Consider the following 12,245-nt stretch of genomic DNA (forward strand, 5'->3'; position numbering starts at 1 on the left):
CTAGGCGCATGACCAACGTCACGCCCTCGCCTCGCCGTGCCCACATCCAGCGCGAAACGAGCGAATCGAGCATCGACCTGTCGATCGACCTCGACGGCACCGGGGTGAGCGACATCCACACCAGCGTGCCGTTCTACGACCACCTGCTCACGGCGTTCGCGAAGCACTCGCTGACCGACCTCACCGTGCACGCCAAGGGCGACATCGAGATCGATGTGCACCACACCGTCGAGGACATCGGCATCGTGCTCGGCCAGGCCATCAAGCAGGCCCTCGGCGACAAGTCCGGCATCTCCCGGTACGGCGACGCTCTCGTGCCGCTGGACGAAGCGCTCGTGCAGGCCGTCGTCGACATCTCCGGCCGCCCCTACCTCGTGCACACCGGCGAGCCGGCCGGCTTCGAATTCCACCTCATCGGAGGCCACTTCACCGGATCCATGGTGCGGCACGTCTTCGAGGCAATCGCCTTCAACGCCGCGCTCACCGTGCACGTCACCGTGGTCGGCGGCCGCGACCCGCACCACATCGCCGAAGCGGAGTTCAAGGCCTTCGCCCGCGCCTTCCGCCAGGCCAAGGCGTACGACGCGCTGGTCTCCGGCATCCCGTCCACCAAGGGCGCCCTATGACCAGCGTCGTCGTGCTCGACTACGGCACCGGCAATGTGCACTCGGCCGTCAAGGCGCTCGAGCTGGCCGGCGCCGACGTCACCCTGACCGGTGACCGGAAGCTCGCGCTCGAGGCCGACGGCCTGCTGGTGCCCGGCGTCGGCGCGTTCAGCGCGGTGATGACGGCGCTCAACGACGCCCACGGCGGCGACATCATCGACAAGCGCCTCTCCGGCGGCCGCCCGGTGATGGGCATCTGCGTGGGCATGCAGGTCATGTTCGAACACGGGGTCGAGCGCGGCATCGAGTCCGAGGGCCTCGGCGAATGGCCGGGAACCGTCACGGCGCTGCCCGCCCCGGTGCTGCCGCACATGGGCTGGAACACCGTCACGCCCGACCCCGACTCCGTGCTCTTCCGCGGCCTGGAGGAGGAGCGGTTCTACTTCGTGCACTCCTACGCCGCCCAGGAGTGGACGCTCGACGTGATGCCGCCCTTCCCCGTTCCCCGCCTCACCTGGGCCACCCACGGCGCACCGTTCCTGGCCGCGGTCGAGAACGGCCCGCTGACGGCCACCCAGTTCCACCCCGAGAAGAGCGGCGACGCCGGCATCCGCCTGTTGTCGAACTGGCTCGGCACGCTGCGCGACTAGTCTTCCCACCCGCCGGTCGCCCTATGCGGCCGCACAATCATGAAAAGGCACCACCATGAGCGAGTTCAACAAAACCCCGAAGCTGGTCCTCCTGCCGGCCGTCGACGTCGCCGACGGCAAGGCCGTGCGGCTCACCCAGGGTGAGGCCGGCACTGAGACCAACTACGGCGACCCGATGGATGCCGCGCTCGACTGGGCCAACCAGGGCGCCGAGTGGATCCACCTCGTCGACCTTGACGCAGCGTTCGGGCGGGGTAACAACACCGGCGTGCTCAAGAAGGTCATCAAGCAGCTCCGCGGCGTGAACGTGGAACTCTCCGGCGGCATCCGCGACGACGAGTCGCTCGAGGCGGCCCTGAACACCGGTGTCAAGCGCATCAACCTGGGTACCGCCGCCCTGGAGAACCCGGAGTGGGCCGCCAGCGTGATCGCGCAGTACGGCGACGCTATCGCCGTCGGGCTCGACGTGCGCGGCACGACCCTCGCCGCCCGCGGCTGGACCAAGGACGGCGGCGACCTGTGGCAGGTGCTCGAGCGGCTCGAGGAAGCCGGGTGCACCCGCTACGTCGTCACCGACGTCACCAAGGACGGCACCCTCAAGGGACCGAACATCGAACTGCTGCGCGAGGTCATGGAGCGCACCCACCGGCCCGTGATCGCATCCGGCGGCATCGCCAGCCTGGACGACATCGCGGCGCTCCGTGAGCTCGTTCCGCTGGGCCTTGAGGGCGCCATTGTGGGCAAGGCCCTGTATGCGGGCGCGTTCACGCTCGCCGAGGCGCTGGATGTCTCCGGCGCATAACCTCGGCTCCACCGGCCGGCCGGAGGGCGGGGCGGACTCCGCCGGCCAGCCCTGGGCCGGCCGCTCGCTCGACCACGCCGACTTCGGCGACGACGACGGCCTGGCCCCGCCGGCGCTGCTCGACGCGCTGCAGCGGTTCCGCTCCCGGGAACTGGGGGAGGAGGGCGTGATCGACGCCCTCAGGTCGGCGCGCCTGCTCATCCCGCTGGTCACCGCTCTGGGCGCCGACGACGGGCAGGCCGACGTGGTCGGGGAGCACGGGTTGCGGATCGACAAGACCCAGGAACTGTCCATCATCACGGTGGCCGGGCCGGACGGCCGGGCCGTGCTGCCGGTGTTCTCCTCGGCCGCCGCGATGCGCCGCTGGAACACCGAGGCCAGGCCGGTTCCCGCCGATGCCGCCCGCGTGGCCCTCGCCGCCGCGCAGGAGGACACCGACCTCGTGGTGCTCGACCCCACCGCCGACACCGAGTTCGTCGTGCGCCGGCCCGCGCTCTGGGCGATAGCGCAGTCCGCACCGTGGACCCCCAGCTACGCCAGCCGCCAGGTTGCCGCCGCGTTCGAAGAGTCCATCACGACCGAACTCGCCGCGCTGTCGGTGAGCCTCACCGCCGGGGACCCCCAGGCCCGGCTGGCCGGCCCTGAACTCATCGTGCGCCTGGAGCTCGTCGACGGCCTCAGCCGCGCCGACCTCGACGCCACCCTGGCCCGCCTCGCCGCCCGCTGGGCCGCCGACGACGTGATCGCCACGGGCGTCGACTCCCTGCGCGTGCAGCTCGTCGCCTCCGCCTGACCTGCCCGCCCGTCTCACCCCGCGCATCCGCCCCGCTTCGCCCTCAACTGTGGCCAAAGCGCACAATTGGTGCCGGCGTACCGGGCGAACATCTCCGCACGGGGAACAGTTGGGAGCGGCATCCGGTGCGATGTCAGGGGTATCGGGGAGGATAGGGAGATGACGGAGATTCTCCAGCGCCTCTCGCCGGCTACCCGCACGTGGTTCACCGGCGCGTTCGACGCTCCCACCGAGGCGCAACTCGGCGCCTGGGATGCCATCTCACGCGGTTCGCACACCCTCGTCGTCGCCCCCACCGGGTCGGGCAAGACCCTGGCAGCGTTCCTCTGGGCGCTCGACCGCTTGTACTCGGCCTCCACGGGTGAGGCCGCCGTGACGGATGCCGCAACCGGCGTCGCACCTGCCTCCACTGATACAGGCACCCGGGTGCTCTACATCTCGCCGCTGAAGGCCCTCGGCGTGGACGTGGAACGCAACCTGCGCGCCCCGCTCGTGGGCATCGGCCAGGCCGCAGAACGGCTGGGCCTGGCGCCGGTGCGGGTGACCGTGGGCGTCCGCAGCGGCGACACCCCGGCGGCCGACCGCCGCACCCTCGTCAAGACGCCGCCCGAGATCCTCATCACCACGCCCGAGTCGCTCTTCCTCATGCTCACGTCCGCCGCCCGGGAGACCCTCCGCGGGGTGGACACCGTGATCATCGACGAGATCCACGCCGTCGCGGCCAGCAAGCGCGGCGCGCACCTCGCCGTGTCGCTGGAGCGCCTGGACGCACTGCTGGCCAAACCCGCCCAGCGCATCGGCCTGTCCGCCACGGTGCGGCCGGCCTCCGAGGTGGCCCGATTCCTCGGCGGGCAGGCTCCCGTGGAGATCGTGGCGCCGAAGAACGAGAAGCGCTTCGACCTGCGAGTCATCGTGCCCGTCGACGACATGACCCAGCTCGGCGCCGTGCCCGCTCCGGAGGGCGCCACCTCCGCCGCGGCCCCGCAGACCGGGTCGATCTGGCCGCACGTGGAGGAGGCGATCGTGGATGCCGTGCTCGCGCACTCCTCCTCGATCGTGTTCGCCAACTCCCGACGCCTGGCCGAGCGGCTCACGGCGCGGTTCAACGAGATCTACAGCGAGCGGCTCGACGCAGCCGAGCAGGCTCAGCTCGTGCTTGCGGGCGGGGATGCCGCCGCCGGCGCGGACGCCGTGGGGACGACATCCGCGGCACGCACGGCCGTCGCGGCACCGGCCCGGCCGCCCGCCGAACTGATGGGCGGCAGCGGCCAGACCGAGGGCGCCGAGCTGCTGCTGGCGCGCGCCCACCACGGATCGGTGAGCAAGGAACAGCGGGCCATGATCGAGGACGACCTCAAGTCCGGGAGACTCCGTTGCGTGGTGGCCACCTCGAGCCTGGAGCTCGGCATCGACATGGGCGAGGTCGACCTGGTGGTGCAGGTGGAGTCGCCGCCGTCGGTGGCCAGCGGCCTGCAGCGCGTGGGCCGGGCCGGCCACCAGGTCGGCGAGGTCTCCCGCGGCATCATCTTCCCCAAACACCGGGCCGACCTGATCCACGCCACCGTCGCGGCCGAGCGGATGGTGTCGGGCATGATCGAATCGCTGCAGGTGCCCGCGAACCCGCTCGACATCCTCGCCCAGCAGACCATCGCCGCGGTCGCCCTCGAACCGATCGACGCCGAAGAGTGGTTCGACGCCGTGCGGCGCAGCGCCCCGTTCGCGACCCTGCCGCGCTCGGCCTACGAGGCCACCCTCGACCTGCTCGCCGGCCGGTACCCGTCCGACCAGTTCGCCGAACTGCGGCCTCGGATCATCTGGGACCGCGACTCCGGCCTGCTCACCGGTCGGCCCGGCGCCCAGCGCCTGGCCGTCACGAGCGGCGGCACCATCCCCGACCGCGGCCTGTTCGGGGTGTTCATGGTCGGCGGCGACTCGGCCACCGGTCGCCGGGTGGGCGAGCTCGACGAGGAGATGGTCTACGAGTCCCGCGTCGGCGACGTGTTCGCGCTCGGAGCCACGAGCTGGCGCATCCAGGAGATCACCCACGACCGGGTGCTCGTGCTGCCCGCGTTCGGCGAACCCGGCCGGCTGCCGTTCTGGAAGGGCGACGGCCTGGGCCGGCCCGCCGAACTCGGCGCGGCCATCGGCGCGTTCCTCCGCGAGGTGTCCGCGCTCACCCCGGCGAAGGCCCGCGCGCGCTGCCTGGCCGTGGGCCTGGACGAGCGGGCCGTCACCAACCTGCTGGCCTTCCTCGACGAACAGCGCGCCGCCACCCGCTACCTGCCCACCGACCAGACCCTCGTGGTCGAGCGGTTCCGCGACGAACTCGGCGACTGGCGGGTCATCCTGCACTCGCCGTTCGGCCTCACCGTGCACGCGCCGTGGGCCCTCGCCGTTGGCGCCCGGGTGCGCGAGCGTTTCGGCATCGACGGCGCCTGCGTCGCGAGCGACGACGGCATCGTCGTGCGCATCCCCGACACCGAGTCGGAGCCGCCCGGCGCCGACCTCTTCGTCTTCGACCCCGACGAACTGGAGCAACTCGTCACCGACGAGGTCGGCGGCTCCGCCCTGTTCGCCTCCCGGTTCCGCGAGTGCGCGGCCCGGGCACTGCTCTTGCCCCGGTACCGGCCGGGCAGCCGCTCACCGCTCTGGCAGCAACGCCAGAAGGCCTCCCAGCTGCTCGACGTGGCCCGCGAATACCCGTCGTTCCCGATCATCCTCGAGACCATCCGCGAATGCCTGCAGGATGTCTACGACCTGCCCGCCCTCGTGGCGCTGACCAAGCAGGTGGCCAGCCGCGCCATCCGCCTGGTGGAGACCAGCACCGACTCGGCCAGCCCGTTCGCCAACGCGCTGCTGTTCGGCTACGTCGCCGCGTTCATGTACGAGGGCGATTCACCGCTGGCCGAACGCCGCGCCACGGCCCTGTCGATCGACTCCGGCCTGCTCGCCGAGCTGCTCGGCCGGGTGGAGCTGCGCGAGTTGCTCGACCCCGTCGTGATGGAACGCACCGACGCCGAACTGCAGCGTCTCGCCCCCGACCGCCGTGCCCGCGGGCTGGAAGGCGTCGCCGACCTGCTCCGCGGCCTCGGCCCGCTCACCGTCGACGAGGTCGCCGCTCGGCTGCAGGCCTACGGCGTGCCCGAGAGCGCTGAGACCGCGGATGCGGGGGCGCCCGGGTCCGGCACGACCGACGGCGACGACGCATCCGCACCGCCCGCCGCCACCGAGGCAGAGGCCCGCGCCCACCTCGACACGCTCACCGCCGCGCGGCGCGCCCTCAAGGTGGGCATCGCCGGCGAGGAACGCTGGGCGGTGATCGAGGACGCCGGCCGGTTGCGCGACGCCCTCGGCGTTCCGCTGGCCCCGGGCATCCCCGAGGCCTTCACCGAGAGTGTGAAAGACCCGCTCGGCGACCTCGTCAGCCGGTACGCCCGCACCCACGGTCCGTTCACCACGGCCGACGTGGCGGCCCGATTCGGGTTCGGCAGCGCCATCGCCCTGGGCGCCCTGCGCCGGCTGGCGGATGCGCGACGCATCGTCGAGGGGGAGTTCCGCCCGCACGGCAGCGGCAGCGAGTGGTGCGACGCCGAGGTACTGCGGCGGCTGCGCCGCCGCTCGCTCGCGGCGTTGCGGCATGAGATCGAACCCGTGGACCAGGCCACCCTCGGCCGGTTCCTGCCGGCCTGGCAGCATGTCGGCGGCAAGCTCCGCGGGGTCGACGGCGTGGTCTCCGTGATCGAACAGCTCGAGGGCGCCCGCATCCCGGCGTCCGCCTGGGAGACCCTGATCCTGCCCGCCCGGGTGAGCGATTACCACCCGGGCATGCTCGACGAACTCACCAACGCGGGCGAGGTGCTCTGGGCCGGCGCCGGTACGCTGGCCGGCAACGACGGCTGGGTGAGCCTGCACCTGACCGACACCGCACCGCTCACCCTGCCCGTTCCCACCGAACTGGAGACCACCCCGTTGCAAAGGGAGATCCTCGCCACCCTGGGCGGCGGCGGGGGCTACTTCTTCCGGCAGCTGGCCGACTCGGTCGGCAGCCAGGACGACGGTGAGCTCATCGAGGCGCTCTGGGACCTCGTCTGGTCCGGCCTGGTGAGCAACGACACCTTCGCCCCGGTGCGCTCGCTGGTCTCCGGCGGCAAGTCGGCGCACTCCACGCGCCGCGCCGCGCCGCGCGCCCGGCTGCACCGTGGCCGTGCCCTGCCCCGGGCCACCATGCCCAGCCGGCAGGGACCGCCCACGGTCTCCGGTCGGTGGTCGATCGTGCCCGTCGCCGACACCTCCGCCACCCGTCGTGCGCACGCCCTGGGCGAGACCATGCTCGAACGTTATGGCGTCGTCACCCGCGGCGCTGTCATGGGTGAGAACGTGCTCGGCGGCTTCGCCCTGGTGTACAAAACCCTCAGTGGCTTCGAGGAGATGGGCCGGTGCCGCCGCGGTTACTTCGTCGAGGGGCTCGGCGCCTCCCAGTTCGCCACCGCCGGCACCATCGACCGGATGCGCGGCTACGTCGACGAGCGTGAGCGCGCCGAGCGCGGCGACCGGTCGGCGCCCACCGCGGTGACCCTCGCCGCCACCGACCCGGCCAACCCGTACGGCGCCGTGCTGCCGTGGCCCGCGCTGCCTGAGGGCACCGGACACCGGCCGGGCCGCAAGGCGGGCGGCCTCGTCGTGCTCGTCGACGGGCACCTGGTGCTCTACGTGGAGCGCGGCGGCAAATCGATGCTCGTATTCGACCCCGCCGCTGCCGCCGCCACCGCCACCGCCACCGGGCAGGACACGGGCGCTGGCGACCCCGACGCGGGTCCCACCGGTGGATCGCGGACCGCGTCCGCGCGGTCGGCCCCGGCCGGTTCTGCGCAGGCTGGCTCGCCTGGGGCACGGACGGCCTCGGCAGGCTCTGCCGGGTCGTCCTCGGCATCTGGCCACACGGGTGCACAACGGGCGGCGCCGTCGGAGACCGTGCTGGCGGCCACCCGCTCGCTGGCCGCGACGGTCACCACCGGAAGGGTGCCCAAGCTCGCCGTGGAAACCGTGAACGCCGACTTCGTGCTCGGCACCACGGTGGGCGACGCCCTGCGCGCGGCCGGCTTCACCGAGACCCCGCGGGGGCTGAGGCTCAGTGCCTGAGGGTGACACCGTCTACCGCAGCGCCCGCAGCCTCGATGAGGCGCTGCACGGCGCCACGCTCACCCGGTGCGACATCCGGGTGCCGGCGTTCGCGACCGTCGACCTGACCGGTCAGACGGTGCACGAGGTGATCAGCCGAGGCAAACACCTGGTGGCGCACGTGGGGGAGACCACCATCCACTCGCACCTCAAGATGGAGGGCACCTGGCACCTCTACAGGCACGGCACGAAATGGCAGCGGCCGGCCTTCCAGGCCCGCATCGTGCTGGAGACCGCGTACTGGGTGGCCGTGGGGTTCGAGCTGGGCACCCTGGAGCTCTTTCCCACCACGGAGGACGAGCAGCACCTCGGCTACCTCGGCCCCGACCTGCTCGGCCCCGACTGGGATGCAGAGGAGGCCGTGCGCCGTCTCCGTGCGGCCGGTGACAGCGCGCCGGGTGTCAGCTCGGCAGAGCCTAGCGCCGCCGGGACCAGCGTCGCTGGGACCACCGCGGCAGTGGCCAGCGCGGCCGGCATCAGCGTGGGCGAGAAGCCCGTGGCCGTGGCCCTGGGCGACCAGCGCAACCTTGCCGGTCTCGGCAACGTCTACGTGAACGAACTCTGTTTCCTGCGCGGGTTGCTGCCGACCCGGCCGATCAGCGAGGTCGCCGACGTGGACGGCCTGGTCGCGCTGGCGCACCGGCTGATCACGGCCAACCGGGACCGCTCGGAGCGCACCACGACGGGCAACCTGCGCCGGGGGATGCGCACCTTCGTCTACGGGCGCGAACGGCAGCCCTGCCGGCGCTGCGGCACGCGCATCCAGAGCGGCGAGCTGGGCCGCAGCGAGCTCGAGAAGCGGGTCACCTACTGGTGCCCGCGCTGCCAAACCTGAGGGGTGCGGGCGCCGTACCCGATCGTCGGTCGAGCTTGTCGAGACCTGGTGACGTGCGTGTGTGTCGCACCCACACGTCGGTCGAGCTTGTCGAGACCTGGCGACGTGCGTGTGTGTCGCACCCACACGTCGGTCGAGCTTGTCGAGACCTGGCGAGGTCGTCTCGCGGGGTCTCGACGGGCTCGAGCAGCGTGTTTGTTGCGTTGGCGAGGCCGTCTTACGGGGTCTCGACAGGCTCGACCAGCGGGGTGGGCGCGTTCCGCAGGCCGCCCCGCCGGGTCTCGACAGGCTGGACCAGCGGATGCGTCGTAACCGATCGTCGGTCGAGCTTGTCGAGACCTGGTGACGTGCGTGTGTGTCGCACCCATACGTCGGTCGAGCTTGTCGAGACCTGGTGACGTGCGTGTGTGTCGCACCCATACGTCGGTCGAGCTTGTCGAGACCTGGCGAGGTCGTCTTGCGGGGTCTCGACAGGCTCGACCAGCGTGTTGTCGCGTTGGCGAGGCTGTCTTGTGGGGTCTCGACAAGCTCGACCAGCGAGATGCTTAGGGAAAAGCCCTAGTTGACCGGGCCGGTGAACTTCTCGCCGGGGCCCTGGCCGATCGGGTCGGGGATGGCGGATGCCTCACGGAACGCCAGCTGCAACGAGCGCAGGCCGTCGCGCAGACTCCGCGCGTGCATGTCCGAAATGTCGGGGGCGGATGCCGTAATCAGGCCGGCGAGGGCCGTGATCAGCTTGCGCGCCTCATCCAGGTCGATCTGGGTGTCGGGGTCGTCGGCGAGCCCGACCTTGACCGCCGAGGCGCTCATCAGGTGCACCGCCGCGGTCGTGATGATCTCCACCGCCGCCACATCCGCGATGTCCCTGGTTGCCTGGCCGGATGAATCCTGGTCGAAATTGTCGCTCACTGGTTTCCTCTGTTATGCTTACCCGGGCTCCGAGATGAAAGTCTCGGTACGAAAGTGGATAATCTCCCACCCGCGCTTGACCGCTTCATAAAGGTTACCGGGTAGTTTGCACTCCGCCGTCGCTTGCTGGTTTCCAGCTTGCACGGTAGATAGGGTGCCGTACGTGGTTGATGAGTAACAGAACAAGGAAATGTTCTGAGGCTTAGGAATTGCGCGCGCGATTGTCTCCTCTTCGTCTCCGGACGACATCCGTTGTCAGGCTGTAGCCACGATGCTTGAGTAGAGGAGAGACGCATCAGCGATCCCCGTACAAATGACCGTATCCGCGTCCCCGAAGTCCGTCTCGTTGGTCCCAACGGCGAACAGGTTGGGGTCGTGGCGATTGATGTCGCCCTGCGCCTGGCACAGGAGGCTGACCTCGATCTGGTCGAAGTAGCCCCCACGTCCAAGCCGCCGGTCGCGAAGATCATGGATTACGGCAAGTTCAAGTACGAAGCTGCGCAGAAGGCGAAAGAAGCCCGGCGCAACCAGGCGAACACGATCCTCAAAGAGGTTCGCTTCCGCCTCAAGATTGATAAGCACGACTACGAGACCAAGCGCAAGCGCGCCGAAGGCTTCCTGAAGGCCGGCGACAAGGTCAAGGCCATGATTCTGTTCCGTGGCCGTGAACAGTCCCGTCCCGACCAGGGTGTACGTCTGCTTCAGAGATTTGCCGAGGATGTCGCGGAGTTCGGTTCTGTGGAATCGAGCCCGACCATCGACGGTCGAAACATGGTCATGGTGATTGGCCCGCTGAAGAACAAATCAGAGGCCAAGGCAGAGGCCAATGCACATAGAGCTGCTGACAAAGCAGCCAAACAGGAGGAAAAGAATGCCTAAGCAGAAGACCCACTCTGGGACAAAGAAGCGTTTCAAGGTCACTGGCTCCGGCAAGATCATGAAGCAGCAGGCCGGACTTCGCCACAACCTCGAGGTCAAGAGCACGCAGCGCAAGTCCCGCCTGAACCAGGACCAGGTTCTCGCCAAGGCCGACGTCAAGGCCATCAAGAAGCTTCTCGGCCACTAGGCCCCGTACCCCTAAAGGAATTAGAAAATGGCAAGAGTAAAGAGGGCCGTCAACGCCCACAAGAAGCGTCGCGTAATCCTTGAGCGCGCCGAGGGTTACCGCGGTCAGCGTTCACGCCTGTACCGCAAGGCCAAGGAGCAGGTCACTCACTCCCTCGTCTACAGCTACCGTGACCGTCGTGCACGCAAGGGTGACTTCCGTCGCCTGTGGATCCAGCGCATCAACGCTGCGTCCCGTGCGAACGGCCTGACCTACAACCGCCTCATCCAGGGCCTCGCCCTGGCCGGCATCCAGGTCGACCGTCGCATCCTCGCCGACCTCGCCGTCACCGAGCCCGCCACCTTCGCGGCCATCGTTGCGAGCGCCAAGGCTGCACTGCCCGCTGACACCTCCGCACCCAAGGTTGCCAAGTAGTCACAGAGCATTTCCCAAACGGGAGCGACCATCACTGATGGTCGCTCCCGTTTTGTATGCCCGGCGGGGCATTCTGTGCCCGGCATACTCGGCACCTAAACTGGGTGCATGCTAGATAACCCCCGATCTCCTCGCGTGCGTGCCGTCGCGAAACTTGCGAACCGAGCCGCCCGCTCCGAGACGGGACTGTTCCTCCTCGAAGGCCCGCAGGCCGTCTCCGAAGCCCTCACCTTCCGCCCCGAACTCGTCGTGGAGCTCTACGCCACCCCGACCGCGCTCGAGCGCTACACCGAGATCGGCGATGCCGCCGTGGCCGCGGGCGTGGATGTGGAGTTCGTCACCGAGCAGGTGCTCGAGACGATGGCCGACACGGTCACCCCGCAGGGCTTCATCGCGGTGTGCCACCAGTTCCCCACCTCCATCAAGAAGATCTTCGCCAACGAGCCCAAGCTCATCGCGATCCTCGAAGAGGTGCGCGACCCCGGCAACGCCGGCACCATCATCCGGGCAGCGGATGCCGCGGGCGCCGACGCCGTGATCTTCACCGGCCGCAGCGTCGACCTGTACAACCCCAAGGTGGTGCGCTCGTCCACCGGGTCGATCTTCCACCTGCCCGTCGCCGTGGGCGTCACCCTCGCCGATGTACGCGAGCGGGCGAAGTTCGCCGGCATGCAGATCCTCGCCGCTGACATCAAGGGCGACGACCTCCTCGAGGCCCGCAACAGCGGCCTTCTCGCGGCTCCCACCGCTTGGCTGTTCGGCAACGAGGCCCGCGGTCTCACCGAGGAAGACCTGGCGATGGCGGACCGCGCGATTAGCGTTCCCATCTACGGAAACGCCGAATCGATGAACCTCGCGACAGCCGCATCCGTGTGCCTGTACGAGAGCGCTTTCTCGCACCGCGCGTAGCATCTTTGCCGGTCGGGCGTCTATTACGTTTGGGTTACCGACCGGCTTAATGGTGGCTCCAGCCTCGGCCCTAGCCTAAGTTGG

General features: G+C 69.8%; 11 protein-coding genes. 10 read left to right on the forward strand and 1 reads right to left on the reverse strand.

Annotated features, from left to right (window positions below; translation table 11 throughout):
• Positions 1 to 8 precede the first annotated feature (8 nt).
• The 6 genes from hisB to PA27867_RS05905 all read left to right on the forward strand — a co-directional run bounded on the left by hisB (position 9) and on the right by PA27867_RS05905 (position 8,863).
• Positions 9 to 626, forward strand: coding sequence for an imidazoleglycerol-phosphate dehydratase HisB (hisB, locus tag PA27867_RS05880; protein WP_066594378.1), 618 nt, complete (start codon positions 9 to 11; stop codon positions 624 to 626).
• Positions 623 to 1,255 carry an imidazole glycerol phosphate synthase subunit HisH gene (gene hisH / locus PA27867_RS05885; protein WP_066594379.1) on the forward strand — a complete coding sequence of 211 codons (633 nt, stop codon included), beginning with the start codon at positions 623 to 625 and terminating at the stop codon, positions 1,253 to 1,255. Before hisB ends, hisH begins: the two co-directional genes overlap by 4 nt.
• 55 nt (positions 1,256 to 1,310) lie before the next feature.
• On the forward strand, positions 1,311 to 2,057 hold the full coding sequence (gene priA / locus PA27867_RS05890; RefSeq protein ID WP_066594380.1) for a bifunctional 1-(5-phosphoribosyl)-5-((5-phosphoribosylamino)methylideneamino)imidazole-4-carboxamide isomerase/phosphoribosylanthranilate isomerase PriA: 747 nt from the start codon (positions 1,311 to 1,313) through the stop codon (positions 2,055 to 2,057).
• Complete coding sequence (locus tag PA27867_RS05895) at positions 2,041 to 2,850, forward strand: SseB family protein (RefSeq protein WP_066594382.1); 810 nt, start codon at positions 2,041 to 2,043, stop codon at positions 2,848 to 2,850. The genes priA and PA27867_RS05895 overlap by 17 nt, the downstream gene beginning before the upstream one ends.
• 159 nt (positions 2,851 to 3,009) lie before the next feature.
• Positions 3,010 to 7,989 carry a DEAD/DEAH box helicase gene (locus PA27867_RS05900; protein ID WP_066594385.1) on the forward strand — a complete coding sequence of 1,660 codons (4,980 nt, stop codon included), beginning with the start codon at positions 3,010 to 3,012 and terminating at the stop codon, positions 7,987 to 7,989.
• Entirely contained in the window at positions 7,982 to 8,863 is an 882-nt protein-coding gene (locus PA27867_RS05905) for a DNA-formamidopyrimidine glycosylase family protein (protein ID WP_066594387.1), read from the forward strand. Before PA27867_RS05900 ends, PA27867_RS05905 begins: the two co-directional genes overlap by 8 nt.
• Positions 8,864 to 9,421: 558 nt before the next feature.
• On the opposite strand, the gene PA27867_RS05910 is transcribed toward PA27867_RS05905, so the two are convergent.
• The gene (locus PA27867_RS05910; RefSeq protein WP_066594388.1) at positions 9,422 to 9,772 is read right to left on the reverse strand and encodes a DUF1844 domain-containing protein; all 351 of its coding nucleotides are present in this window, start codon (positions 9,770 to 9,772) and stop codon (positions 9,422 to 9,424) included.
• Between the two features lie 294 nt (positions 9,773 to 10,066).
• On the opposite strand from PA27867_RS05910, the gene infC reads away from it, so the two are divergent.
• The 4 genes from infC (at position 10,067) to PA27867_RS05930 (ending at position 12,161) form a co-directional block, all read left to right on the forward strand.
• A complete protein-coding gene (gene infC, locus PA27867_RS05915) occupies positions 10,067 to 10,651 on the forward strand; it encodes a translation initiation factor IF-3 (protein ID WP_084020755.1) in 585 nt (194 codons plus the stop codon).
• Positions 10,644 to 10,838: a 50S ribosomal protein L35 gene (gene rpmI, locus PA27867_RS05920; protein ID WP_066594389.1), complete on the forward strand. Its 195-nt coding sequence runs from the start codon at positions 10,644 to 10,646 to the stop codon at positions 10,836 to 10,838. Before infC ends, rpmI begins: the two co-directional genes overlap by 8 nt.
• A 27-nt stretch (positions 10,839 to 10,865) precedes the next feature.
• Positions 10,866 to 11,252, forward strand: a complete 387-nt coding sequence (gene rplT, locus PA27867_RS05925; RefSeq protein ID WP_066594394.1) for a 50S ribosomal protein L20 — start codon at positions 10,866 to 10,868, stop codon at positions 11,250 to 11,252.
• Positions 11,253 to 11,360: 108 nt separating this feature from the next.
• Positions 11,361 to 12,161 carry a TrmH family RNA methyltransferase gene (locus tag PA27867_RS05930; protein ID WP_066594396.1) on the forward strand — a complete coding sequence of 267 codons (801 nt, stop codon included), beginning with the start codon at positions 11,361 to 11,363 and terminating at the stop codon, positions 12,159 to 12,161.
• Positions 12,162 to 12,245: the final 84 nt, after the last annotated feature.

It is taken from the genome of Cryobacterium arcticum, from assembly GCF_001679725.1.
Classification (GTDB): domain Bacteria; phylum Actinomycetota; class Actinomycetes; order Actinomycetales; family Microbacteriaceae; genus Cryobacterium; species Cryobacterium arcticum_A.